Origin of the sequence: Roseovarius bejariae (assembly GCF_009669325.1) — a bacterium.
Lineage (GTDB): Bacteria > Pseudomonadota > Alphaproteobacteria > Rhodobacterales > Rhodobacteraceae > Roseovarius > Roseovarius bejariae.
On record NZ_SZWE01000001.1, the window covers coordinates 1,900,851 to 1,927,517 of the forward strand.

General features: G+C 61.2%; 19 protein-coding genes and 1 tRNA gene. 5 read left to right on the forward strand and 15 right to left on the reverse strand.

Going from position 1 to position 26,667, the window contains the following annotated elements; genetic code table 11:
* Nucleotides 1–18: 18 nt before the first annotated feature.
* Both FDP25_RS09130 and infB read left to right on the forward strand, forming a co-directional pair.
* Nucleotides 19–648 (forward strand): RNA-binding protein, encoded by a 630-nt coding sequence (locus tag FDP25_RS09130; RefSeq protein ID WP_154151001.1) that lies wholly within the window; start codon nt 19–21, stop codon nt 646–648.
* Complete coding sequence (infB, locus tag FDP25_RS09135) at nt 648–3,125, forward strand: translation initiation factor IF-2 (RefSeq protein WP_154151003.1); 2,478 nt, start codon at nt 648–650, stop codon at nt 3,123–3,125. Before FDP25_RS09130 ends, infB begins: the two co-directional genes overlap by 1 nt.
* 54 nt (nt 3,126–3,179) lie before the next feature.
* Here infB and FDP25_RS09140 read toward each other — a convergent pair whose 3' ends face one another.
* The 7 genes from FDP25_RS09140 to FDP25_RS09170 form a co-directional block, all read right to left on the reverse strand.
* Complete coding sequence (locus tag FDP25_RS09140; protein WP_154151005.1) at nt 3,180–5,180, reverse strand: hydantoinase/oxoprolinase N-terminal domain-containing protein; 2,001 nt, start codon at nt 5,178–5,180, stop codon at nt 3,180–3,182.
* A gap of 49 nt (nt 5,181–5,229) precedes the next feature.
* On the reverse strand, nt 5,230–6,279 hold the full coding sequence (queG, locus tag FDP25_RS09145) for a tRNA epoxyqueuosine(34) reductase QueG (RefSeq protein WP_154151007.1): 1,050 nt from the start codon (nt 6,277–6,279) through the stop codon (nt 5,230–5,232).
* A gap of 60 nt (nt 6,280–6,339) precedes the next feature.
* On the reverse strand, nt 6,340–7,005 hold the full coding sequence (gene fzlA / locus FDP25_RS09150; protein WP_154151009.1) for an FtsZ-binding protein FzlA: 666 nt from the start codon (nt 7,003–7,005) through the stop codon (nt 6,340–6,342).
* 62 nt (nt 7,006–7,067) lie between these two features.
* Entirely contained in the window at nt 7,068–7,790 is a 723-nt protein-coding gene (gene mtgA / locus FDP25_RS09155; protein WP_154151011.1) for a monofunctional biosynthetic peptidoglycan transglycosylase, read from the reverse strand.
* 50 nt (nt 7,791–7,840) lie between these two features.
* Nucleotides 7,841–8,461 (reverse strand): hypothetical protein, encoded by a 621-nt coding sequence (locus tag FDP25_RS09160; RefSeq protein ID WP_154151013.1) that lies wholly within the window; start codon nt 8,459–8,461, stop codon nt 7,841–7,843.
* 227 nt (nt 8,462–8,688) lie between these two features.
* Nucleotides 8,689–13,221: a glutamate synthase large subunit gene (gltB, locus tag FDP25_RS09165; RefSeq protein ID WP_154151015.1), complete on the reverse strand. Its 4,533-nt coding sequence runs from the start codon at nt 13,219–13,221 to the stop codon at nt 8,689–8,691.
* Nucleotides 13,222–13,370: 149 nt separating this feature from the next.
* Nucleotides 13,371–14,804 carry an NAD(P)-dependent oxidoreductase gene (locus FDP25_RS09170; RefSeq protein WP_343032006.1) on the reverse strand — a complete coding sequence of 478 codons (1,434 nt, stop codon included), beginning with the start codon at nt 14,802–14,804 and terminating at the stop codon, nt 13,371–13,373.
* 220 nt (nt 14,805–15,024) lie between these two features.
* Between FDP25_RS09170 and FDP25_RS09175 the strand changes: the two genes are divergently transcribed.
* Nucleotides 15,025–15,828: an undecaprenyl-diphosphate phosphatase gene (locus tag FDP25_RS09175; protein WP_154151017.1), complete on the forward strand. Its 804-nt coding sequence runs from the start codon at nt 15,025–15,027 to the stop codon at nt 15,826–15,828.
* On the opposite strand, the gene FDP25_RS09180 is transcribed toward FDP25_RS09175, so the two are convergent.
* On the reverse strand, nt 15,825–16,808 hold the full coding sequence (locus FDP25_RS09180) for a complex I NDUFA9 subunit family protein (RefSeq protein WP_154151019.1): 984 nt from the start codon (nt 16,806–16,808) through the stop codon (nt 15,825–15,827). The genes FDP25_RS09175 and FDP25_RS09180 overlap by 4 nt on opposite strands.
* 150 nt (nt 16,809–16,958) lie before the next feature.
* Between FDP25_RS09180 and FDP25_RS09185 the strand changes: the two genes are divergently transcribed.
* A tRNA-Leu gene (locus FDP25_RS09185) sits at nt 16,959–17,045 on the forward strand.
* A gap of 142 nt (nt 17,046–17,187) precedes the next feature.
* Here FDP25_RS09185 and FDP25_RS09190 read toward each other — a convergent pair.
* The 7 genes from FDP25_RS09190 to FDP25_RS09220 form a co-directional block, all read right to left on the reverse strand.
* A complete protein-coding gene (locus FDP25_RS09190) occupies nt 17,188–18,570 on the reverse strand; it encodes a M20 family metallopeptidase (protein WP_154151021.1) in 1,383 nt (460 codons plus the stop codon).
* 3 nt (nt 18,571–18,573) lie between these two features.
* Nucleotides 18,574–20,151 carry a gamma-glutamyltransferase gene (locus FDP25_RS09195; RefSeq protein WP_154151023.1) on the reverse strand — a complete coding sequence of 526 codons (1,578 nt, stop codon included), beginning with the start codon at nt 20,149–20,151 and terminating at the stop codon, nt 18,574–18,576.
* A 1-nt stretch (nt 20,152) separates the two neighbouring features.
* Nucleotides 20,153–21,151, reverse strand: a complete 999-nt coding sequence (locus tag FDP25_RS09200) for an ABC transporter ATP-binding protein (RefSeq protein WP_154151025.1) — start codon at nt 21,149–21,151, stop codon at nt 20,153–20,155.
* On the reverse strand, nt 21,148–22,146 hold the full coding sequence (locus tag FDP25_RS09205) for an ABC transporter ATP-binding protein (protein WP_154151027.1): 999 nt from the start codon (nt 22,144–22,146) through the stop codon (nt 21,148–21,150). Before FDP25_RS09205 ends, FDP25_RS09200 begins: the two co-directional genes overlap by 4 nt.
* Nucleotides 22,147–22,150: 4 nt before the next feature.
* Nucleotides 22,151–23,053 carry an ABC transporter permease gene (locus FDP25_RS09210; RefSeq protein WP_154151029.1) on the reverse strand — a complete coding sequence of 301 codons (903 nt, stop codon included), beginning with the start codon at nt 23,051–23,053 and terminating at the stop codon, nt 22,151–22,153.
* Nucleotide 23,054: 1 nt separating this feature from the next.
* A complete protein-coding gene (locus FDP25_RS09215; protein ID WP_343032007.1) occupies nt 23,055–23,972 on the reverse strand; it encodes an ABC transporter permease in 918 nt (305 codons plus the stop codon).
* A 104-nt stretch (nt 23,973–24,076) separates the two neighbouring features.
* A complete protein-coding gene (locus FDP25_RS09220) occupies nt 24,077–25,594 on the reverse strand; it encodes an ABC transporter substrate-binding protein (RefSeq protein ID WP_154151030.1) in 1,518 nt (505 codons plus the stop codon).
* Between FDP25_RS09220 and FDP25_RS09225 the strand changes: the two genes are divergently transcribed.
* Nucleotides 25,566–26,558 carry an IclR family transcriptional regulator gene (locus FDP25_RS09225; protein ID WP_246175802.1) on the forward strand — a complete coding sequence of 331 codons (993 nt, stop codon included), beginning with the start codon at nt 25,566–25,568 and terminating at the stop codon, nt 26,556–26,558. The two genes, FDP25_RS09220 and FDP25_RS09225, sit on opposite strands and share 29 nt — an antisense overlap.
* Nucleotides 26,559–26,667: the final 109 nt, after the last annotated feature.

Sequence of the window (26,667 nt, forward strand, 5' to 3'; positions counted from 1 at the left end):
GGCCCCGAGAGGCACCTGATGGGTCGCGGCGGGCAACCCAAGGATCGCACGGACGGTCCCGAACGCAAGTGCATTGCCACCGGCGAGGTGCGGCCAGCGTCGGGGTTGATCCGGTTCGTGGTCGGTCCCGAAGGGCAGATTGCCCCGGATATCGCCGGGAAACTGCCCGGGCGTGGCATCTGGGTGTCGGCTGATCCTGCGGCCTTGAGCAAAGCGGCGCAGAAGGGCCTGTTCGCCCGCGCCGCCCGGCAAGCCGTCAAGGTCCCCGAGGATCTTCCGGCACTGGTCGAACAGCAACTGGCCGAGCGCGTTGTGAACCTGATAAGCCTCGCCCGTAAGGGTGGGCACGCCGTATCGGGGTATGAAAAGGTCAAGGATTGGCTTGCCAAGGACGAGGCCGAAATTCTGATCCAGGCGAGTGACGGATCAGAGCGTGGAAAATCGAAATTGAGCACGCCATATGGCGGTTCTTTCATTGGCTGGCTGACAGCCGAAGAACTGGGGCGGGCTTTTGGGCGACAAACCGCGGTGCATGCGGCACTGCACGCTGGAGGTTTGGCCCAACGTGTTGTAGAGGAGGCGGCAAGGTTGAAGGGCCTGCGCGTCTCGAACGGCGAAAAGACCCGCCGGAAAGGAAGTAGAAGCTGATGAGCGACAACGACGGTAAGAAAACATTGGGTGTGCGTGGCGGTCCCCGGTCGGGGAACGTGAAGCAGAGCTTCAGCCATGGGCGGACCAAGAACGTCGTGGTGGAGACGAAGCGCAAGCGCGTTGTGAAACCGGGCGCCAAGCCGGGTGCGGCCGGGGCCTCGGGGAACAAGCCGAATACGCCTGTGGGCGACCCCAAGAAGCGGCCCGCCGGTATCTCCGACTCCGAGATGGAGCGCCGCATGAAGGCGCTTCAGGCCGCGAAAGAACGCGAGGCGGAAGAAGCCGCCAAGCGTGAAGCCGAGGAAAAGGCCCGCGAGGAAGAGCGCCAGCGCCGCCGCGAAGAGGCCGAGGCCAAGGAACGCGAACAACGCGAGGCCGAGGAACGCGCCAAGGCCAAGGCCGAGGAAGAAGAACGCAAGCGCCGCGAGGCCGAGGAAGCCGCCCAGAAAGCGGCCGCCGCCCCCGCGCCGGAACCTGCGCGCGCCGCGCCCAAACCCGCACCGCGCAAGGAAAAAGAGCGTGAGCAACAGCAACCGCGCGGCGGCAAGGGCCGTCGGGGTGGTGACGATGGTCGCCGCTCGGGCAAGCTGACCCTCAATCAGGCGCTTTCGGGCGGTGAAGGCGGGCGTCAGAAATCCCTCGCCGCGATGAAGCGCAAGCAAGAGCGCGCGCGCCAGAAGGCCATGGGTGGCGGCGAACAGCGCGAAAAGGTCGTGCGCGACGTGCAACTGCCCGAGGCGATTGTCGTTTCCGAGCTGGCCAACCGTATGGCCGAGCGTGTCGGCGATGTCGTCAAGGCACTGATGAACAACGGCATGATGGTCACGCAAAACCAGACCATCGACGCAGATACCGCCGAACTGATCATCGAGGAATTCGGCCACCGCGTTGTTCGCGTGTCCGATTCGGACGTTGAAGACGTCATTCACCAAGTCGAGGACAAGGACGAAGACCTGAAACCGCGTCCGCCGGTGATCACCATCATGGGCCACGTGGACCACGGGAAAACCTCGCTTCTGGACGCCATCCGCGACGCCAAGGTCGTGTCGGGCGAGGCCGGGGGGATCACCCAGCACATCGGCGCCTACCAGGTGACTACCGATAGCGGCGCGGTCCTGTCGTTCCTCGATACACCCGGCCACGCGGCCTTTACCTCGATGCGCTCGCGCGGGGCTCAGGTGACGGATATCGTCGTGCTGGTTGTCGCCGCCGATGACGCGGTCATGCCGCAGACCATCGAGGCCATCAACCACGCCAAGGCCGCCGAAGTGCCGATGATCGTGGCGATCAACAAATGCGACAAGCCCGAGGCGAACCCCGATAAGGTCCGCACCGATCTCTTGCAGCACGAAGTCATCGTCGAGGCGATGTCGGGTGACGTGCAGGATGTCGAAGTGTCCGCCGTCACCGGGGCTGGTCTTGATGAACTGCTCGAAGCGATCGCGCTTCAAGCCGAGATTCTCGAACTGAAAGCCAACCCCGACCGCGCCGCCGAAGGCGCCGTGATCGAGGCACAGCTTGACGTTGGCCGTGGCCCCGTTGCCACCGTTCTGGTCCAACGCGGCACCCTGCACCAGGGCGACATCTTCGTCGTGGGCGAGCAATACGGTAAGGTCCGTGCCCTGATCAATGACCGCGGTGAGCGTGTGAAAGAGGCCGGGCCGTCGGTTCCGGTCGAGGTTCTGGGTCTCAACGGTACGCCCGAGGCGGGCGATGTCCTCAACGTCGTCAAATCCGAGGGTCAGGCCCGCGAAATCGCCGAGTACCGCGAAAAAGCAGCCAAGGAAAAACGCGCTGCCGCCGGGGCCGGTACCTCGCTGGAACAGCTTCTGGCGAAGGCCAAGGAAGACGAGAACGTCAAGGAACTGCCGGTTCTGGTCAAGGCCGACGTGCAGGGCAGCGCCGAGGCGATCGTTCAGGCGATGGAGAAAATCGGCAACGAAGAGGTGCGCGTGCGCGTGCTGCACTCGGGCGTTGGTGCCATCACCGAATCCGATGTCGGTCTGGCCGAGGCCAGCGGTGCGCCGGTTCTGGGCTTCAACGTCCGGGCCAATGCCCCGGCCCGCAACAGCGCCAACCAGAAGGGCGTCGAGATTCGCTACTACAGCGTGATCTACGACCTCGTGGATGACGTGAAAGCGGCGGCCAGCGGTCTGCTCGGGGCCGAGATTCGCGAGAAATTCATCGGCTACGCCGAGATTCGCGAGGTCTTCAAGGTCACCGGCGTCGGCAAAGTGGCTGGCTGTCTTGTCACCGAAGGCATCGCGCGCCGCTCCGCCGGTGTGCGCCTGCTGCGTGACGATGTGGTGATCCACGAAGGCACGCTGAAAACCCTCAAGCGCTTCAAGGACGAAGTCAGCGAAGTGCAGTCGGGTCAGGAATGCGGCATGGCCTTCGAGAACTACGAAGATATTCGCCCGGGCGATGTCATCGAGATTTTCGAGCGCGAGGAGATCGAACGCAAGCTCGACTGATCTCAGCCAACAAGCAAATAGAGAAGGGGGCCTGCGCGGCCCCCTTTTTCGTGCCTACCCTGCGATCCGGGGCCGCCCGCTGGCCTCGACCGTGATCGTCGCCTCAAGAAACACCTCACGCGCTTCTGCCTGCGCCGATTTGATATCCTTCGATACGATCACATGCACATCCAACGCCCCCGCTGCGTCGGCGTCACGACGCGCTTCCTCCTCCAGAATGCTGCGCAGGGCCTCCATGGCCTCCTCCGCATTGGTGAAATCCTTGGGGTTCTCGTCGGTATGCACCCGGAACTTGCCTTCGGCGGGGCAAGTCACCGTACCCGCCCGCCGGATCGTCACGCGCCCCACCACCGCGCCGATGGCATTGGCCACTGCCGCGTGCTGCGGCAGGATCATCCGACAGCCCAAACGCTCCCCGACCGCCGGATAGTAACTGGGCGCCGAGGCCCCAAGCCCCACCACCGGCACATCAAGCCCGGTGTCCAGCCGCACCAATCCGCGATGCCCATCAAGGCCGCGCTGCATCAGGACATGCCGCGCCAGGTCGGCGGGGGGTAGGCCAAACTCTACCTCTTCTTCGGCAAAAGCAGTCTCTAACAAGGCCAAACTCGTCTGAAACGTCAGTCGATCCACGATCATTTGCGCCAACTTCGCTGGTTCGGGACAAAGACGCGTGCCCACCCCCGTGCGCTTGCGCCCAATCAGCTCCAGCGCCTTCTGCGCGGCCTCGCTATCCCACGCATCCAGCCGCCCCAGAACATGCGCCGCGTCCGACGGCGTGACACCCGACACCTGCACCAAGCCCCGCGCTACAAGCCGCTTTAGCGCCCCTGCTTCCATCCGGGTTCTCAGAACCTTGCCAAGCGGCTGTACCGTGTCGCCGATACGCTCCAAAAGTGCGGCATCGCGGGTCTGCAACCCGCCTGCCTCCATCCCCGGCACGGCCCGAACGAACCGCGTGTCATATTCCCCCGGCGCCGAGTTGCGCAGTTGTTCCTCCAGCATGTCATGCACGACCTCCGGCGCCTCCTGCGCCATCAGGCTGACCGGCACCACCCGGCGGGGGCCAAGCGTGACGCCGCCTTGCAACCCCTCGTCGTTGACATGCACTTCACTATCGCCGCCAAGGCCCGTGGTGCGCATCGCCACGGCCTCCACCATGGTGCGCCACGGCCCCACCTGCGCGCCCGCCGGGTCGATCATCGGCCGCCCATCGCGCAGCACGGCCACATCCGTTGTCGTCCCCCCGATGTCCGAGACCAGCGCATGATCCGCCCCGGTCATCCACCGCGCGCCGACGATACTTGCCGCTGGCCCGCTCAGGATCGTTTCGATGGGTTTTTCACGGGCCTGTTCTGCCGAAATCAGTGCACCATCGCCCCGCACCACCATCAGGGGTGCGTCAATGCCGAAATCCTGCAACTTCCCCTCGGCCTTTTCGATCAACCGCGCGATCATTCCGATCAGCCGCGCATTGAGCAGCGCCGTCAGCGCCCGCTTCGGCCCATTCAGCTTGGCCGACAGGTGATGGGAACACGACACAGGCCGCCCCGTCACCTCCCGGATAAGCTCCGCCACGCGCTGTTCATGCGCGGGATTGCGGGTGGCGAACTGGCTGGCCACGGCATAGGCAGACGCCGCCGGATCAGTCTCTAACCATGCCAAAAGCGTCGTTTCATCCAGCGGCGCGGCCTCACTCCCGGCATAGCTATGCCCGCCAGCAATCACCAGTGCCGGGTCGCCCGCCAAGACCTCCTGTAAGCCATGCGCGGCCAAATCGCCCTCGCGAAACCCGACATAGACCAACCCGGCCCGCCCGCCCTGACCCTCGACCAATGCGTTCGTCGCCAGGGTGGTCGAAAGCGAGGCCATGCCGATGTCACCCACATCCGCGCCGCTGGTTTGCAACACGGCCTCCACCGCCTTGCCGATCCCTTCCGACAGGTCATGCCGCGTGGTCAATGACTTGGCGCTGGCCACCACGTCCCGCTCGTCACGGATCAACACCGCATCGGTGTAGGTGCCCCCGGTATCCACCCCCAAAAGCAAAGCCATGCACGTCACTCCTCATCACGTTCGGCATGGGTTTAGCGTGTTTGAGGGTCTATTCCATCCCGTTTGCGGCATGGCGCAGTCGCTTGACCGCCCATCGCGCCGCATCCGCCACCGTGGCGTCGGGATCGTCGCACAGCCCCTGCGCCACACCAATCAGCGCCGGGTCGCCGGAATTGCCAACCGCATAAAGCACATTGCGCACGAACCGATCCCGCCCGATCCGCTTGATCGGGCTGCCCGAAAACCGCGCACGAAACCCGGCATCGTCCAACCCGGCCAACTCCGCCAGCTTCGGCGCGGTCAAATCCTCGCGCGCATGGTACTTCACCTCACGCGCCTCTTGGGCAAACTTGTTCCAAGGACAGACCGCCAGACAATCGTCACAGCCATAAATCCGGTTACCCATCTTGCCGCGCAGTTCCTCGTCCACCGGGCCCTTATGTTCGATCGTCAGGTAAGAAATACAGCGCCGCGCATCCAGCTGGTAAGGCGCCGGAAAGGCCTCCGTCGGGCAAATATCCAGACAGGCCCGGCATGACCCACAATGATCCACTTCCGCAGGATCAGTGTCGATTTCCAGCGTCGTGAACACCGAGCCGATGAAAAACCAACTGCCCAGCTGACGACTCACCAGATTGGTGTGCTTGCCCTGCCATCCCAACCCCGCAGCCTGCCCAAGCGGCTTCTCCGGCACAGGCGCGGTATCGACAAACACCTTCACCTCGCCACCCGCCTCGGCAATCAACCACCGCGCCAATCGCTTCAGCCGCTTCTTGACCGTGTCGTGATAATCCTTATTGCGCGCATAAACCGAAATGGTTGCCAGATCGCCCCGCTCCAGCGTCGCCATCGGGTCGTCCTTCGGCGTATAACTCTCGCCTAACACGATCACCGACCGCGCCTCGGGCCACAGCGCATGAGGATCCCCCCGCCAATGGCTCCGCTCGGCCAGCCATCCCATCTGCCCGTGGTACCCCTTGTCTAGAAATGCGGCCAAACGCGGCGGCACCTGCCCCACGTCCCATGGCCGGCAGATGCGGCAGGCATCGAACCCTTCCTCAAGGGCCCGGGCCACCAATCTGTCCTTCAACCCGTCCATTTCATCTTTCCCGAAATACTCTGGGGGGAGGCCGCAGGCCGGGGGGCAACGCCCCCGATCTCAGAAATCCAGATCGGCATAATGCGGCGGCTGCGGGAAGCCGGGCACCTGGTCGGCCAAAATCCCCCGAAACGCCGGGCGTGATTTGATCTTGGCGTACCAATCCTTCACCGTATCACTGCGGTTCCAATCCACGTCCCGGATATAATCCAGCGAACTCAGATGCGCGGCGGCGGCGAAATCGGCCAGCGTCATCACGTCCCCCGCCAGCCACCGGCGATGGTCCAGCAGCCACGCCATGTAATCCAGATGATATTTGATCGCCTTGGCCCCGGCCTTGACGTTGGTACTGTCCGGGAAACCCTGTTTCATCACCTTCTTGTTGACCCGCTCGTACAGCAGTTTCGAGGTGACCTCGTGATGGAACTTGTCGTCGAACCACGATACCAGCCGCCGCACCTCATACCGTGCATCGGCGCTTTTCGGCATCAGGCTCGGCTCGGGGTATTTCTCTTCAAGGTATTCGCAGATCGCCGCGCTTTCGGCCATGGTCTTGCCGTCGATCTTCAGGATCGGCACTTTCCCGGCAGGATTGCGCCGTAGGAAATCGGGGTTTTCCTCCCAATAGCGCTCCTCGACCAGCTCACATTCGATCTTCTTCTCGGCAAGGCTCAGCCGGACCTTGCGACAGAATGGAGACAACGGAACGTGATACAGCTTGGCCATGCGTCATTCAAACCTTGCGTCGAAAAAGGGATACCCCTCCATGCCGTGAAAGCGCGGGGTTTTCAATCCTCGAAGCATGCCGCGCGACCGTCACGGCGGATCGTGGCCGCCCCGTCCATGATGCCCGCCGCCCGTGTCCTGAGCCAGCGTGAGGGCCGTGCCGCATTGCGGTCTTTGGGGGCGGGCAGCACCGCGGCCAGCCGCGCGGCCTGTACCGGGGTCAGGGCCTCGGGGCCGACGCCAAAGTAATGCCGCGCGGCGGCCTCCACGCCGAATACGCCTTCGTCGAACTCGGCCACATTGAGATAAACCTCGATGATCCGCCGCTTGGGCCAGATCGCCTCGACCAGCGGGGTAATCGCCGCCTCCAGCGCCTTGCGTGGCCATGAGCGGCCATGCCAGAGATAGACGTTCTTCACCACCTGTTGGCTCAGGGTCGAGGCCCCGCGCGTGCCGCCATCGGCGATAGCATCGCGGATGGCCGACATATCGAAACCCCAGTGCTGACAGAAATTCGCATCCTCGGCCGCCACGACCGACCGCGCCATGACCGGGGCCACCCCCTCCAGTGGCACCCACTGTCGGTCCAGCGTGCCCAGCCGCCATTTTTCCTGCATCATGTAAATCGTCACTGGCGGGTTGATCACGCGATAGGCCGCCACGGCCAACAGAACGACAGCCGCAACCACAAGGAACAACCGAAACAGCCACCGCCGCAGCCAGCGCAGCGGTTGAAACCGGCGTGCTTTGGTTTTCCTGTTGGTTTTGGATGTCCGCTTGGCCATATCTCACTTGCTATAGCGCGGTGCCGTGCGATGCAATTGTCGCGCCCCGGTCAGGCGGCGCTATTGATGTCGGATGTCTCGAACCCATCACGATCCGCTTCGAAGATGTGCCGCGGTATCGCACCCAAGCGCATCAATCTTTTGCCAAGGCGATGATGCCGCCCCTCGATCGCCAGATTGACGAGTGTCGGCAACGCGCCTTTCCTTTTCAATTTGATGGCAAGGCGATGCCCATACCCCGGGAGGATAAGATGCGACACTCTTTGAGAGGGTGGAAACCGAAGGGCATGGATCAACTCATCGGCCTCATCGCCGTGCAAGATGAAATAGGCCGTCTTCTCAGGCCGCAAACCTTGCACAGCAGGAAAGCGGAAATTCTCGATCTGCCGCCGGAAAAAACGCCAGCGGCGCTCCTCTGGCACGATGGCGGGATCGACTGAATACTGCGGGGTAAAGGCCAGGATCGTATCGAATGCCACGTCGCGCGACAGGTGCAACAGCATCGTTGCCCCCATCGAATTGCCAAGACCCACCAGGCGCTTTGCACCGATCTGCAAGGCGACGTCTTCAATGGTTGCGATCAGGCGTTCGGCCATACCGGGGCTGTTCAACCATGATCGGCTTTCGTCGATCACGAACAGCACATGATTTTCACCCTCTGCGGTCGCCATCCCGGAAAATTCCGGGGGCGGAGGCGTCTTGCGGTCGGTCCCACGCCGGAACAACTGATGACCAAGGTGTCATTGCGGCCCGGTGCGTACAGAACACGCAGCGGCCCGTCATGAACGATGGTTTTGACAGTCTCCGACACGAATAAGCCCCGCTTGCGTTTGACAATGCCGCAGCATTGTTCGCAAACGGGGCTTAAATAAGACTTAAATGGTGCCTTATCGCGTTATTATTCGGCCGGGATGGCATCCTCTTCTATGCCCAGCGGATGCGCCAGCTTGTCCAGCATCTCGGTGGGGCAAACCTGAAGGAAGTTGCCCTTCTCCACGTCCCAGTATTGCAGGATTTCCTGTGCCTTGCGGCTGCCGGTTTCGGCGGCGTGGCGTTCCACCAGTTCCTCCAGCTCGGCAAGCCAATGGTCCTGTGTGACCGGGCAAGTGACCAGCGATTCCATGTTGATCAGGTTTGCGACGGTCCCCTCGGGATCATAGAGATAGGCCATGCCGCCGGTCATCCCGGCACCAAAGTTCGCGCCGATGCTGCCAAGGATCACGGCAACACCCCCGGTCATGTATTCACACCCGTTAGAGCCACAGCCCTCGACCACCACTTTCGCGCCACTGTTCCGTACCGCGAAACGCTCACCGGCACGGCCAGCCGCGAAAAGATAGCCTTCGGTCGCGCCGTAAAGCACCGTGTTGCCGATGATCGTGTTGTCGGCGGCGACAAGCGGGCTGGCTTGTTGCGGGCGCACCACGATGGTGCCCCCCGACAGGCCCTTGCCGACATAGTCGTTGGCATCGCCCGAGACCTCGATCTTCAGGCCCGGCGCCGCAAAGGCGCCCAGCGACTGCCCCGCACTCCCCGACAGTTTCACCGTCAGGTGGTTGGGTTGCAGGCTGTTGCGCATGCCGAAGTTCTGCACGATGTGGCTGGAAACCCGCGTGCCCACCGTCCGGTGCGTGTTCTGCACCGCGTAGTGAAGCTGCATTTTCTCGCCGTCCTCAAGGAACCGCTGTGCATCGCGCACGATCTCGGCGTCCAGCGTGTCGGGCACCGGGTTGCGTGGGCGATCCCGGTCATAGGTGATGTCCTTGGCGCCATCCACGGTGATCAGCATCGGGTTGAGGTCCAGATCGTCGAGATGCGCGTTGCCGCGGCTGACCTGTGTCAACAGGTCGGCCCGCCCGATCACCTCGTCCAGACTGCGCGCGCCGATGCTGGCCAGCACCTCGCGCACTTCCTGCGCGTAGAAGGTGATCAGGTTCACCACCTTGTCGGCATTGCCGGTGAACTTGGCGCGCAGGCTTTCGTCCTGCGTACACACGCCCACGGGGCAGGTGTTCGATTGGCACTGACGCACCATGATACAGCCCATGGCGATCAATGCGGCGGTGCCGATGCCATATTCCTCGGCCCCCATCATCGCGGCCATGACGATGTCGCGCCCGGTGCGCAAACCACCATCGGTTCGCAGGGTGATCCGGTCACGCAGCTTGTTCATCGACAGAACCTGATGCGCCTCGGTGATGCCCATCTCCCACGGCAGACCGGCATATTTAATCGAGGTGGCCGGGCTGGCCCCGGTGCCGCCATTGTGCCCCGAGATCAGGATCACATCCGCCTTGGCCTTGGCCACACCGGCGGCAATCGTGCCCACGCCCGATTGTGCCACCAGCTTCACGGTGACCTTCACCGTCGGGTTGATCTGCTTGAGGTCATAAATCAGCTGCGCCAGATCCTCGATGGAATAAATATCGTGGTGCGGCGGCGGTGAAATCAGGGTCACACCCTTGGTCGAATGCCGCAGGCGTGCGATCAGGTCCGTCACCTTCATCCCCGGAAGCTGACCACCCTCACCGGGCTTGGCGCCCTGCGCCACCTTGATCTCAAGCTCCTCGCACTGGTTCAGATACTCGGCGGTCACGCCGAACCGGCCCGAAGCGACCTGCTTGATCTTGGCGCTGGGGTTGTCGCCATTGGGCTCGGGCACGAAATGCGCCGGGTCTTCCCCGCCTTCGCCACTGTCCGACCGCGCGCCGATCCGGTTCATCGCCACGTTCAGGGTCTTGTGCGCCTCGGGGCTGAGCGCCCCAAGGCTCATCCCCGGCGTGACAAACCGCTTGCGGATCGCGGTGACGCTTTCCACCTCTTCCAAGGGGATCGCATCGCCCATCGGCTTGATCGCCATCAGGTCGCGCAGGTGAATCGGCGGGTTGGCCTGCATCGCGGTCGAATACCGCTTCCACAACTCGTAAGAGGCAGTGTTACAGGCCATCTGCATCATATGCATGGTCTGCGCGCCCCAGGCATGGGTCTCGCCGCTCTTGCGCATCTTGTAGAAGCCGCCAATCGGCAACACATCCTTGCCGCCCTGGAAGGCTTGCCGGTGCACCTCCTCCAGCTTGCTTTGAATACCGCTCACGCCGATGCCGCTGATCCGGCTGGTCAGGCCCGGGAAATACTCGTTGCACATCGCCCGGCTCAGGCCGACGGCCTCGAAATTAAGGCCCCCGCGATAGGACGAGATCACCGAAATCCCCATCTTCGACATGATCTTCAGAAGACCCTGATCAATCGCATCGCGGAAACGCGCGACATTCTCGGTCAGCGTGCCATCCAACAACCCGCGATCAATCCGGTCGGCAAGGCTGTCCTCGGCCAGATAGGCGTTGACCACGGTCGCGCCCGCACCGATCAGCACGGCGAAATAATGCGGGTCGATGCATTCGGCCGACCGCACGTTGAGGCTGGTAAAGGTCCGCAGCCCCTTGCGCGTCAGGTGGCTGTGCACCGCGCTTGTCGCAAGGATCATGGGCATACCCACGCGGGCCTCACCCAGATGTTGATCAGTCAGCACCAGATGTCCCGCACCGCTGCGCACCGCGTCTTCGGCCTCGGCCCGGATACGCTCAAGCCCCGCCCGCAGCGCGCCTTCGCCCGCTTCGAAGGTACAGTCGATCTCAACCACGTCCCCATGGAACTGACGCATCAACTCGTCCCACTGGGCATTCCCCACGAAGGGGCTTTCCAGCACAAGGATTTCCGTCTGCGCGCTCGATTCATCCAGCACGTTCTTGAGGTTCCCGAACCGCGTTTTCAGGCTCATCACCCGGAACTCGCGAAGCGAGTCAATCGGCGGGTTCGTCACCTGGCTGAAGTTCTGGCGGAAGAAGTGGCTCAGCGGGCGATAGGTTTTCGACAAGACCGCGCTGGGCGTGTCGTCGCCCATGCTGGCAATCGCCTCCTTGCCGTCCTCGGCCATGGGGGCAAGAATCTGTTCCAGCTCCTCCACCGAATAGCCCGCCGCGATCTGACGACGGCGCAGGTCCGACCCGGTGAAAAGCGGTACTTCGGCAATCCCGGCCAGCTTTTCGTCAAGGTCGTTGATCTTGCCGACCCAATCGCCAAAGGGCAGGGCGCGGGCCAGCTTGTCCTTGATTTCCGTGTCGTGGAACAACATGCCCTTTTTCATGTCCACGGCCAGCATCTGACCGGGGCCAAGCGCGCCTTTCTCAACGATGCTCGCCTCGTCCACGTAAACCATCCCGGCCTCGGACCCGGCAATAACAAGGCCATCACCCGTCACAACGTAACGCATCGGGCGCAGCCCGTTCCGGTCCAGCCCGGCACAGACCCAGCGGCCATCGGTCATCGCAAGGGCGGCGGGGCCGTCCCACGGCTCCATCACCGAGTTGCAGTAGGAATACATGTCGCGCCATGCAACGGGCAGTTCCTCGGCCTGCTTCGACCAGCTTTCCGGCACCAGCATGGTTTTGGCCATCGGTGCGCTGCGGCCCGCACGCACCAGAACCTCGAACACCGAATCCAACGCGGCCGAGTCGCTCGACCCGCCCGGCACGATGGGCTTGATGTCATCCGCCATATCGCCAAAGGCACTGGAGGCCATGCGGATCTCGTGGCTTTTCATCCAGTTGACGTTGCCCTTGAGGGTGTTGATCTCGCCGTTATGGGCCAACATGCGGAAGGGTTGCGCCAGCCACCACTGCGGGAAGGTGTTGGTGGAATAGCGTTGGTGATAGATCGCAAAGGCGCTCTTGAATCGCTCGTCTTGCAGGTCGGGATAAAACACCGCCACCTGCTCGGCCAGCATCATGCCCTTGTAGATGATGCTCCGGCAGGACAACGAGGCGATATAAAGCCCGTTGATGCTTTGCGCGGCGGCGGCTTTCTCGATCCGGCGGCGAATGACGTAAAGCTCGCGCTCGAATTCCTCTTCCTCAATCCCCTTGGCATTTGAAATCAGGATTTGTTCGATCTCGGGGCGGGTCGCATTGGCCTTTTCCCCAAGGCAGGACACGTCAACCGGCACATGCCGCCAGCCATAGATCGAATGCCCCATGCGCAGCACTTCGGTTTCCACGATGGTCCGGCAGGCCTCCTGCGCGCCAAAATCGGTGCGCGGCAGGAACACCTGACCCACGGCCATCAACTGATCTTCGCGAGGCTCGTGGCCGGTGCGGCGAATCTGGTCATAGAAGAAAGGAACGGGAATCTGCACATGGATACCCGCGCCATCGCCGGTCTTGCCGTCGGCGTCCACGGCACCGCGGTGCCAGATCGCTTTCAGCGCCTCGATCCCGGCCTCGACAACCTTGCGGCTGGGTTTGCCATCGACCGACACGACAAGGCCCACCCCGCAGGAAGAATGTTCCTCGCTTTCGTGGTACATGCCGTTTTCCGAAAGCCACTTGCGCTTGGCTTCCTCGGTGGCTTTCCAGTTCAGATCCAGTTTCGTCATCGTTTACCCTTCCTTCGTCCGGTGGGTCAGGGCTGTTGCCCTGTTTGGTGTTCTTTGTGTCCGTTTCGTACGACTCGTACGAAGGTCAGTTCCGACTCCCCGATTTTCGTACGAAACTGCGGGGGTCATCGTACGAGTCGTACGAAAATTTACTCCGCCGCGACGGTCTGCGCCGCGTTCAGATGGTCAAGAATTGCCGCCGCGCTGTCGCGTCCGTCACGGATCGCCCAAACCACCAAGGATGCGCCACGCACGATGTCGCCCACGGCATAAACGCCCTCCATGGCGGTCTTGCCGGTGCCGAAATCGGCCTTGACGGTGCCCCAGCGTGTCACTTCCAATTCCTTTTGATTCCAAAGGGTTGGCAGGTCTTCCGGCTCAAAGCCCAGCGCCTTGATCACCAGATCGGCGGGTTCGTCATGCTCTGCACCTTCGATGGGTTCGGGGCTTTGGCGGCCTGTAGCGTCGGGTTGACCAAGGCGCATTTGCTGCACTTTGACCGCGCTCACCGGGTCGCCAACAAAGCCTTTGGGCGCGCTAAGCCATTCAAAAATAACGCCTTCTTCCTCGGCGTTCTGCACTTCGCGCTGCGATCCCGGCATGTTGTCCCGGTCCCGGCGGTAGAGGCATTTGACCGATTTCGCCCCTTGGCGAATGGCCGTGCGAACGCAATCCATCGCGGTATCGCCACCGCCGACAACCACCACGTTCTTGCCTTCGGCGTTCAGTTCGCCGCTATCGTATTCAGGAACGACATCGCCAAAAGACAAGCGATTACTTGCAGTTAGATAATCCAGTGCCCGCACGATCCCTTGTGCGCCAGATCCCGGCCCTTGCAAATCGCGGCTTTTGTAGACGCCCGTGGCGATCAGCACGGCGTTGTGCTTGTTGCGGATATCTTCGAACGTGATGTCTTCGCCCACGTTGCAATTCATCACGAACTCAACGCCACCTTTTTCAAGCTGCTCCATGCGCCGCATGACCACGTCTTTTTCCAGCTTGAACCCTGGAATCCCGTAGGTCATCAGCCCGCCACCGCGATCATAGCGGTCATAAACCGTCACCTGTACACCTTCGCGGCGCAGCACGTCTGCGGCGGCCAGGCCGCCGGGGCCGGCACCGATTATGCCAACGGATTCAACACGTTCCGCCTTGGGCGCGATGGCTTGAACCCAGCCTTTGTCCCATGCGGTATCAGTAATATACTTCTCGACCGCGCCGATCGTCACGGTGCCATGACCCGATTGTTCGATCACGCAGTTGCCTTCGCACAAACGGTCCTGCGGGCAGATACGCCCACAGATTTCCGGGAAGGTATTGGTGGCCTGGCTGAGATCATACGCCTCCTGCAACCGTCCCTGTGCCGTCAGGCGCAGCCAGTCGGGGATGTTGTTGTGCAGCGGGCAATGGCTTTGGCAGTAGGGCACGCCGCATTGGCTGCAACGGCTGGCCTGCTCTTTCGCCTTCGCATCGGCAAACTCGGCGTAGATCTCATGGAAATCCTTGTTGCGTGCGTCCGCCGCCCGTTTCTCGGGCATGTCACGCTCAACATTAACGAACTTCAGCATCGGTTGCTTTGCCACGGCATGGCCTCCGGAATTGACTTGTGCCGAGCCTGTCTAAAGCAACCCCTTGATAAATTAAAGTCAGAAAGAGTTACCTAATGTTAAAAAATTCCGTCTTCTGCGAGCGCACAGGTAGTATTTTGTTCATAAATTTAGTCCGAATCGGACTTAAATCATGACTTTCCTCACAATCTCAATCAGTTATAGCTAGACCAGCTTTCCTTGCGGGACTTCGCCGATGCCGCTGTTTCATCTTCTGTTGGTCGCCATAATTCAGGGCGTAACCGAGTTCTTGCCGGTTTCGTCCTCCGGTCACCTGATTCTGTTGCCGAATCTCACCGGCCTTGATGATCAGGGACAAGCGATTGATGTGGCGGTCCATGTGGGGACGCTGTTCGCGGTTATTCTGTATTTCTGGAGCGATGTCAGGGGTGCCATAGCCAGCCTGCCGCGCGCATTGACCGGCAAGATTGACACCGAAGGCTCCAAGCTGGCCTTTCTCTTGCTCGTATCGTCAATTCCTGTTGTGGCATTTGGTGTTTTACTCACCCTGACAGGTCTGGACGATGAGATGCGCTCAATCACCGTGATCGGTTGGACAATGCTTGTATTCGGGATCGTGCTTTATTGGTCCGATCAGGCGGGTGAAACCACGCGAGATGCAAAGGATTGGTCACTGCGTGATGCCATGGTCATGGGCGTGTGGCAGGCGATTGCCCTTATTCCCGGCACCTCGCGTTCGGGCATTACGATCACCGGGGCAAGGTTCATGGGGTATGGCCGGTCTGATGCGGCGCGCCTGTCCATGTTGATGTCGATACCGGTGATCATAGAAAGCGGCACGCTTTTGGCCGGAGAGGCCGCGTTGGAAGCCAACGCCGCCGTTTTGCGCGACGGGGCGATTGCGGCCGCGTTCGCCTTTATTTCAGCGCTTTTGGCGCTGACGCTGATGATGCGGTTATTGCGCAGCGTCAGCTTCACGCCCTATGTGATCTATCGGATCGGTTTGGGCGTTGTGCTGTTGGGTATCGCCTACAGTTAATTGGCGCGCAGGTTGCCAGCCGATTCCTTGATCGCCTCGTATTGGCCCGCCGGACGGAAGCGCCAGAGGTAATCGGGCAGAACCGCCTCAAGAGAGGTGGGTTCGATTCCGAGATCGGCAAAGCCCTTGGCATCGTTCGAGACGATGTTATCAGTCTTCAGGCTGCGCACTTGATCGCGAGTGATCTGCGGTGGGATAAGGCCAAGGCTTATGCTTTGAACCAATTCCATGACACCTCCCATGATGCTGGCCATCCAGAAGGGTAGATTGATGATGATCCGGCGACGACGGATTACCTGCAACATGTGCTGCATCAACTCGCGGAATGTGTTCACGTCGGGCCCACCCAGTTCGTAAATCCCAGGTGCAGCTTCGCCCATCACGCCCTTGGCGGCGGCATGGGCCACATCATCCACATAAACCGTCTGGAACTTGGTATTGGCCCCGACCACTGGCAGGAAGGGGCTGAAGCGGGTCATTCCAGCGAAGCGGTTAAAGAAGTTGTCCTCTGGACCGAAAATCACCGACGGGCGCAGGATCACGGCGTTCGGGAACGACTCAAGAATACCGGCTTCACCCTGCGCTTTTGATCTGGCGTAGAGGCTGTCTGACACGGCATTGGCACCGATGGCCGAGATATGCACCATCCGCTCGACACCTTCCTCAGATGCAAGCCGCGCAATTCGCTCGGCGCCTTCATGCTGGATAGCGTCGAAATTGTTACGGCCTTTGCGATCAAAGGTTCCGACGCAATTCACAACCGCATCCGCCCCCTGCATCACCGAGCGGACGCTTTCATCGTCACGGATGTTGCAGAATACCGGCTCGACCTGCCCGACAACGCCATAGGTTTTGACATGCATCGCCTCGTTGGGCCGTCGCACGGCCACGCGAACCCGCCAACCCGCTTGTGCCAGACGTCGCGCGATGTAGCGGCCCACAAATCCCGATCCGCCATAGATGGTGACAAGTTTCGACATGGGTGGCCTCCGGCGCTTGATGCGTATTCGATCACTTTCCTACCCTTGAAGTGCGGTTTGGACAAGGCGATATGATGAATGCGGGGATTGTCGCAAAATCGCCGTTGACAGTTCCTTGGGGCAAGGATACATGCCTGCCTCACGACACCTGCCCAGGTGGCGGAATTGGTAGACGCGCTAGCTTCAGGTGCTAGTGTCCGTATGGACGTGGAGGTTCGAGTCCTCTCCTGGGCACCATTCGTAAATACCCAAAAATCTAGGTATTCAGGATTCGCTAGTGAACAGAGTTCCTATGATTCTCCGTGGACCCCGGAAATTGGATAGGGAATATCGGGGCGGTCTGCGGTAACCTACCGCCCCTGGTTTTGCGATACGGAAATTAAGGGGTTTTACCCTCCCCCACATCCCAGAACAGACCCGCCATCAGCCTAAGTGCATCACGGCACACCGGCTTGAGCACATGTTCATCCGGCGCGTGTTGCGAGCATCCACGGTAAGAATGAGGCACCCAGACGGTGGGAAGGCCCAGGATGTCGGCAAAGGCGTCGTTGGGCAGGGACCCGGCAAGATTGGGCAGGATATGCGGGTTTTGGCCCGCGGTTTTTTCAAGCGAGGCGGCCACGAATTTCACCCAAGGATGATCCGGCGCCAGCCGGGTCGCACGGAAAAAGCCGCGGTCATGCGGGACGATCTGCACGACTTCGAACCCAAGTGCATCAAGGTGGCGTCGCAGCGCAGTAATGATGTCTTCCGGGTCGGTTCCGACGACATAGCGAAGTTGACAGGTGGCGCGGGCATGCGCCGATATGGCGTTGACCGGCGCCTCGGGGACACCGCTTTTCATGGCCAGTATCGCGAAGCTGTTCCAGCCATAGGCGCGTTCCGCCGGTGTCAGGCTCTTCTCGCCCCAGTCTTCGTCTATGGATGGCCCGTCACCCCCGGCAATCGGCAACCCGCGCAAGGCGGCGCGCACGTCATCGGTGAGGCTGTCGGGGCGCCATTCGGGAATACGGATCTGGCCCCGGGCATCGGTGATCATGGCAAGAGCTTGCGCCAGGATCATCGCCGGGTCGGCCAGAAGCCCGCCCCAGTTGCCCGAATGATGCGCGCCGTCGCGCAAATCCACGACCAGATCAAAGGTTACCCCGCCCCGCGATCCCATGAACATCGTGGGTGTCTCGGGTTGCAGGCGCGGCCCGTCAGACGCGATCAGGACATCGGCAGACAGGTCATCCTTGTGGGCCTCGAAAAACTCGGCCAGTCCGGGTGATCCGGTTTCTTCCCCGGTTTCGATCACCACGCGGCAGTTGAAGCCAAGCTTGCCACGGGTCTGCAAGACCGCATCAAGGGCGGCGATATTGATCAGGTGCTGGCCCTTGTTGTCGGCGCTACCCCGACCATAAAGGCGCTCGCCTTCTTCAACCAGTTTGAAAGGATGCAGGCCCTCGCGCCACTGGTCTGTCTGGGCACGGATCACGTCACCATGCCCATAGGTCAGAACGGTGGTCAGGTCGTCGCCCTCGTGCCGTTCGGCCACAAGGATCGGACCCGCGCCTTCGACCGGGTTGGGATGAATTTCACAGGAAAATCCCATGGCACTCAGGCGTTCGGTCATCGCCTTGTCCAGATAACGCGCGAGTTCAGGGGCCTGATCGGGGTTCTGGCTTTCGGTTTCGTAGGCGACAAGATCGCCCAGTTCGTTTTGGAAACGGCCGTCGTCAAAATAGGCGGAAACGGTGTCGATAGCGGAAGTGCGTGTCATGGTCTACCTGTCAGGTTCTTCACAAATGGCGTCGCCCCAGGGCGACATGATTTCGGTGCAGCCGCTGTTGAGACGGCCTTTACGCATGACGCCTGCGGGGCAGGCGAAGGCATAGGGGAACGGGCTGCGGCGGGTGGTGACAACCGGGTGCTGGGCTGCCAGTGCGTCTGTCACTGCGGCTGGCAGCGTGTCGTCTGCGACAATGGTGTTGCCACCCGAGACATCAATGCGCGGGTGGTGGAAGGCGGCCTCGGCATCCATGCCGAAGTCTGCGACGAACGAGGCCATCTGCGACATGGCCGAAACGATCTTGCGGCCCCCCGACGCCCCGTAGGCAAAGCGCGTCTCGCCAGCCTCGCCCAGAATTGGGCAGACATTCATCAGGCAACGTTTGCCCGCCACAAGCGAATTGGGCCGCCCTTGAACCGGATCGAACCACATGATCCCGTTGTTCATCAGGAACCCTGTCGAAGGCGACACCACGCGTGACCCGAAGATCGACAGAAGGGTCTGGGTTTGGCTCACCATGTTGCCGTCCCGGTCCACCACCGAAAAATGCGTGGTGCAGCCTGCATGTGTTTCAGTTTCGCCGGTGTCCCCCATGGTCTGAAGGCGGGTTTCATAGGCCCGGAACAGGCCTTCGGAGGTGGCAACGAAGGAGGTCGCATCGGGTGCCGGGCCGAATTCGGTTCCTGCCATGGAATCGAGTGTTTGCTGGAAAGTGGGGCCAGCTGTCAGGCCGGGCACCACATGGAACCTTGCATTGCGATAGTCGAAGCTGAGCGGCGCGGAAAACTCGGCGTGATAGGCCCGCAGATCATCATGGCCCAAGCTTCCGCCCTTGGCCTGAATGTCGGCGGCCATGGTCGCGCCAAGATCGCCGTCATAGAATTCCCGCGCGCCCTTGCGGGCCAGCCGTTCAAGACTGTCCGCCATGCGCGTCTGATCCAGCCGCTGTTCGGCCAGTGCAGTCCAGCCACTGATTTTCGGCCACTGCCCGTCTTCAAGGAAAAGTGTCGCAGCGTCCGGGTCCTTGGCCAACTCACGGGTGGCCGAGGCGATGATAAGCGCCGCATACCAGTCGACAAGAAGCCCCTCGCGGGCAAAATCCACGGCGGGCGCCAGCAGGTCGGCCCAAGGCATCCGGCCATAGCGCTCATGCATCTGGCCCATGCCATCGACGACCCCGGGCACTGCCACGGCAGTTGCGCCTTGCACATTGCGGTTGCCCTCGACTTCCTGCCAGGGAAACAGGTCGCCCGCCACACCGTTGCCGGACAATGGGTAATCCGCAGGGTTCAGGCCCGAAGGCGCACGCATCCCATAATTCAGCGCCTCTGCCCGACCTTCATCGGCGCGCCAGAGCATCAGTGCCCCGCCACCCGCCGGGCCACTCATCCAGGGTTCGAGAACGCCAATGGCAAAGGAGGTCGCGATCGCCGCATCGACGGCATCACCGCCCGCGGCAAGAACATCCGCCCCCGCCTGGGCGGCCAGCCGGTGCTGGGCCGCAACAACGCCGTGTTCAGTCTCGATGACGGTTTTCCGGGTCTGCGCCGTGCGCGACAGGTTCACGGACATCTCAGGCAACCTTCGCGTCGTGCATGGGGCTCTGCGGGTCAAGCAGGTGGCATTCCACACGGCCACGCGCTGTTTCAACGGGGCGTGGTGCCACTTTCTTGCAGAGATCCGTGGCCATGGGGCAGCGCGGATGGAACTGGCATCCCGCAGGCGGGTCGATCGGGTTGGGATAGGCCATGCCAAGCTGGGTGTCGGGAACGCCCAACCCCGGTTCGGGTGTCAGGACCGATTTCAACAACGCTTGGGTATATGGATGACCCGCCTCGTCGAAGAGGCCCGCCACGTCCGATTCCTCGACGATCCGGCCCAGGTACATCACCGCGACACGTGTCGCGAGATGCTCGACCACGGCAAGGTCGTGGCTGATGAACAGATAGGTCAGGCCGAATTCCCGGCGCAGGTCGCCAAGCAGGTTGAGAATCTGGCTTTGCACAGACACGTCCAGTGCCGATGTAGGCTCGTCGCAGATGACGATTTCGGGCTTCATGATGAGGGCCCGTGCAATTGCAACGCGTTGGCGCTGTCCGCCCGACATTTGGCTGGGGAATGTGTTCATGACCCGTGCGGGCAATCCAACAATGTCGAGAATTTCGCGCACTTTGCGGTCCCACTCCTGCGGGCCGCCCACACCATGGACGCGCAAGGGCAGCGATACGATGTCGAAGATGCTTTTGCGCGGGTTCAGTGACGAGTAGGGATCCTGAAAGATCGGCTGGATACGCCGCGCGAGGCTAAGCCGGTCCTGTGCAAGAATCTCCTTGCCGTCGATCAGGACCTGACCGCTCGTCGGTGTTTCCAGCCCCAGCAAGATCTTGGCGAGGGTGGATTTGCCGCAACCCGATTCGCCCACAAGGCCCAACACTTCGCCACGCGGTAGGGACAAGGATACATCGTTGACGGCGGTCAGGGGCTTGGCCTTGCCGAAAATACCCTGCTTGACGCGGTAGGTCTTGGTAACGTTACGCAGTTCCAGAACGGGGGGTGAGGTCTCAGGGCTCATGCGGGCACCTCCTCTTCGGCGTGACGTTTGCCGTCTGCATGGATGCAGCGGAATTCGTGGCTGTCATCGCCGTGCATCGGGATGGTCCCCTGACAGGCGCCTTCGGCATAGGGGCACCGGGTCCGGAAGGCGCATCCATGCACATCGCCGACCAAGGACGGGACGATGCCCGGGATCGTGCCAAGCTCGCTGCCGCGTTCGGTCTTGCCGGGCAAGGGAATGCAGCGCAGAAGCCCCCGTGTGTAGGGGTGCGAGGGTGTGTTGAACACCTCGGCGGCCGGGCCGGTCTCGACCAGTTCACCGGCGTACATCACCGCGACCTTGTCGGCGACGCGCGCCACCACGCCCAGGTCATGGGTGATCAGGATCATCGCCATGTTCATTTCGCGGCCCAGATCATACAGCAGCCGCAGGATTTGGGCCTGAATGGTCACGTCGAGTGCCGTGGTCGGCTCGTCGGCGATGATCAGTTCGGGTTCACACATCAGGGCCATGGCGATCATCACCCGCTGGCGCAACCCACCCGAAAGCTGGTGGGGATATTGCGACAGACGGCTTTCGGCGGCGGTGATCCCGACCTTCTCCAGCAGTTCCACGGCACGGGCACGGGCAGCTTTGCGGCCAACGGGTTTGTGCAGCAAAAGTGCCTCAATCAACTGATCCCCGATCGTGTACGCCGGATTGAGTGAGGTCATCGGCTCCTGGAAGATCATCGACATCCGCCCGCCCCGCAGCGCGCGCATTGTGCGCGGGCTGGCATTGATCAGGTCGGTCCCGTCGAACTCAAGTTGATCGGCGCTGCGGCGGATGTTGTTTCCCAACAAGCCCATCACCGCCAGAGAGGTCAGTGATTTGCCTGACCCGCTTTCGCCGACGATACAAAGGGTCTCGCCACGGTTCAGGTCAAAGTCGATGCCCCGAACGGCGTGCAGTGTGCCCGCTCCGACCGGGATGTCGATTGTAAGATTGCGGACGCTTAGCAAGGGTTTGCTCATTGTGTCAGCTCCGGTTTTCCGGGGCGGTCACGTCACGCAGACCGTCCCCCATGAGATTGATCGCCAGCACCAGCAGGAACAGCACCGCCCCGGGGATAAGCACCATCCACGGTTCAAACAGCATCATGTTCTTGCCTTCCGAGACCATGAGGCCCCAGCTTGGCGTCGGTGGCTGAACGCCCAGGCCCAGGAAGGACAAGGCTGCCTCCAGCAGGATGGCGTGCGCCATCTCCAGCGTGACCACGACGATCAGGTTGTTGGCGATGTTGGGCATGATCTCGGACAGGATCACCCGTGGGGTCGAGGCCCCGATGGCCCGGGCGGCGGCGACGTATTCGCGGCCCCGGACCTGAAGCGTCGAGGCGCGCATGACGACGGCGAAGCGATCCCACAAAAGAAGCCCGAGAACCACGATCACCACCTGCAACGATCCGCCAAGGATCGCCACGACGGCAAGGGCCACCAGAACCACCGGCATGGCCAGCCGCACGTTGATCAGGAAGGTCACCACCATATCGACACGGCCACCGAAATATCCGGCGGCCACCCCCATCGCGGTGCCGATCACACCCGAGATGAGCGCTGCGATGGCCCCGATCATCAACGAGACACGCGCCCCGTAGATCAGGCGTGACAGGTAATCACGCCCAAGGTGGTCGGTGCCCAAGGGGTGCTCCCAGCTTCCGCCGAGGAAGACAGGCGGTTCCATGCGGCTCATCAGGCTTTGCGCATAGGGATCATGTGGCGCCAGAAGCGGCGCGAAGATCGCCACGACAAGCAGAACGCCCAATACGCCTGCGCCGATCAAAAGGCCCTGATGCCCGAAGATGCGTTTGCGCAGCATCTGTGCCGGGGTCGGGCCGGTGATCTCCTGCAAAAGAGGGTCATTTGTTTCGGTCGTGGCCATATCAGCTACTCCGCATCCGAGGGTCCAGCCACGCGTTCAACACGTCTGCCAGAAAGGTGAAAACGATGTAGAACATCGAGAAAACAAGGATCAGCGCCTGCACCGTGGGCAGGTCATTCCGTGCGATGCTTTCCCATGCCAGATACCCGGCCCCGTGCAGGGCAAAGATCGATTCGACAACGATCGAACCACCCAGCATGAAACCCATCTGAACAGCCGCCAGCGACACCACCGGGATAATGGCATTGCGCAGGGCATGGCGGAACAGCACCCTGCCCTCGGACGCGCCCTTGGCGCGTGCCGTTCGGATATACTCGGACGACAGAACCTCAAGCATCCCGGCCCGTGTCAGGCGCATGATAGCGGGCATGGCATAGTAGCCCAGAACGATGGTGGGCATGATGAAATGCATGGGCGATGATGCGCCCGAGGGCGGAAGCCAGCCAAGTTGGATGGCAAAAATCACGATCAGGATCAGGCCGAACCAGAAGCTGGGCATCGCCTGTCCGGCGACCGACAGGAACAGGGCCAGCCGGTCGATCAGGGAATTCGGCCGGATCGCGGCGGCAACACCAAGCGGCACCGCCGTGAGCAGGGCAAAGGTGATACCGCAGACACCCAGCGTCATGGTCACGCTGAGGCGCTCGACGATCAACGACGAGACGGGCAAGCGGAAGTAGTAACTTTCGCCAAAGTCGCCCTGAACCGCAGAGAGCAGCCAGTCGAAGTATTGCACCAGCATCGGGCGGTCAAAGCCGTAAAGCTTGCGGATGGCTTCGATGTCTTCGCCACTGGCGGTTTCACCGGCCAAAGCCGCGGCCGGGTCGCCTGCCAGAAAGAGAAGCGTGAAGCTGATGAAGGAGACGGTGAAGGCCACCATGATGGCCAGCCCCAGTCGTTTGGCAATAAAAATGAGCACGGGCAAACCCTTTTTGCATTGCTCGCACCAGTGCGAGGAGTCTGTCAGGTGTCAGGCTGTTCGGAAGAGAAGGGCGGGCGCGGGTTAACCCGCGCCCGTTTAGATCACTTCCAGGACATGGTCGTGAATCGCAGGACCTCGTCGGCCGTCGGCGTATACTCGACCTCGTTGGTGAACACGTAGTTCGTGTTGTACGAGAACATCGGTGCCCAGTAGGCCTGTTCGGTGATGCGCTTGATCGCTTTGGCATAGTGCTCGATCCGCTGTTCGGGGTCGGTCGAGCTATCAGCCACGTTCAGATCCGCAAGCACCTGATCGTCACGTGCATCGTCCAGCGAGCCATGCTTGAAGAACTGGCTGACCATGGCCGATGCGTCATTGATCGAAAAACTGCCCCAGGTCAGGAATGCCAGTGGCACGTCGCCCTTCATATTCAGTTCGCGCAAAGCGGAATACTGAAGGAATTTGAAGTCCGTCTTGATGCCGACCGCGTTCAGGTAGCTGATGATGGCCTCGGCGTACTCGCGGTTGCGATAGGCGTAAAGCTCGGTGGTGAAACCGTCGGGATACCCGGCCTCGGCCAGCAGCGCCTTGGCTTTCTCGGGATCGTACTCATAGGTTTGCGCCGCGTCTTGCTCACAGCCGAACTGACTGGGGAAACACGGTGTCCAGACGACCTTCGATTTCCCTTTCAGAAGCGCATCAACCAACTCCTGCCGGTTGATCGCGTGGTTGACGGCTTGCCGCACACGCAGATCCGAGAACGGCGTATCGCCAGAGCGGCCAGCCGCATCCATCGACAGATACCCGACCCGCATCGTGGATTCGTTCTTTACCGTAAACTGGCCCATCTCGGCCAGTTTCTCGGCCTGATCCGCAGGAACCTGCCAGATTACATCAAGTGAGCCACTGAACAGCTCGGCCATCTGAGTGTTCACGTCGGGGATTGTCCGAATGTCGATATTGGTGACTTCGGGCTGTCCTTTGGGGCTGTCGTGGTAGTTCTCGTTTTTCTCAAGCACAAAGTGCTGCCCGGGAACCACGGAGACAACCTTGTAGGGGCCGGTCCCTACGGGCTCAAGGCCCATGCCGCTGGGCCCGACCTCGGCGTAATACTGATCGGGGTACATCGACACCGGGCCGGACAGGAATTCGATGGCCGCCGGGAACTTGTCTTTCAGGTTGATGCGAACCGTATAGTCGTCGATCTTCTCGGCGGACTCCATCCAGTTCACGTTGCGCTGTGTCTTGACGCCGTTTTCCTCTTTCGAGACGAAATTCACGGTATAAACCACGTCATCGGCGTTGAACGGTTCACCGTTGTGGAAGGTGACGCCCTCGCGCAGCTTGAGCTCCAGCGTGGTGTCGTCAATCCATTCCCACGATGTGGCCAGATTGCCGGTATATTCATTGGTCACCGGATCACGATAAATCAGGCCGTCCCAGATGGCGCGTTGCAGGACAACGCCTTCGCGCGACGAGTTGAAGAAGCTGTCGACATTCTCAAGCTCCTTCGTGAATGCCACGCGCAGCGTGTCATTGGCCTTTTCGGCCGAAGCAGCACCCGCCGCGGCCACCAGCGCAAGGCCAGCGATGGAGGATTTCAACCAGGATGGTTTCATGATGGTCTCCCTATGGTCTGTGGCGCCCCTTCTCGGACAGCCAGTGGATTTCTTTCTTGACTCGTGTATTACATTACGATACGAGCAACTTTTATATGATCCATTAACGCGGTCTGTCACAAAACCGTCAACCCCCTTTCGGTCGTTTTGGGGTAAGCTTTCCGGTAATTGCATGAAAACAAAACAGAACACGCTCTATGTTGCTTCGGTTGCCAAGGGGCTGCGGCTCTTGCAGGCCTTCGACGAAGGCCATACCGACCTTTCCCTGGGGGAGTTGGCCCGACGTAGCGGCTTGGACAAAAGCGCGACTCAACGTTTGGCGAATACGCTTCACATCGAAGGTATGCTGGACAAGGACCCGGATACCCGGCGCTTCCGACCCTCTCACGCCTGGTTGCAGCTGGCCTATGCCTATTACTGGTCGGATCCCCTCGTGGGGCAAGCGATGCCCAAGCTGATCGATCTTGCACAGGAATTGGGCGAAACGGTCAACCTTGCCGAACTGTCCGGTGATCATATCGTTTATGTCAGTCGCCTGCCGTGCAAGCGTACATACTTTGCCGCCACGATCATCGGGCGGCGTCTTCCGGCCCTGTCCACGTCCGCAGGGCGCGCAATGTTGTCAACCTTCCCGGAAGACAAGCGAAACGAAGCGATCGAAAATTGGCCGATCAAGAAGTTCACCGCCAGCACGACGACCGATCGCAACAAGGTCCGTGAAAGCATCGAGCAGGCCGTCGTGGATGGTTTCGCCATATCCAGTGGCCAGATGATATTGAACGAAATCGGTGTAGCGACGCCGATCATCGGCCCGGAAGGGCGCGCCTATGCGGCAGTGCAGTGCTCGGTATCTGCACACGTCTGGACGCGTGAAAAGATCGAACGTGAAATACTTCCCAAGCTTCAGGATACGGCGAATGCCATCTCGCCCTCTTTTCAGTCATACCGGGCAAGCGCGGTGTGATCACCAGACCGGCCTCGGAAAGAGGGTGATGAGGCCTGCGCGGGCGAGGGTCAGTAGCAAACATACCCTTGGCTTGCCTCTTTCGCGCCATGCTGCAAGTATTGCGCGG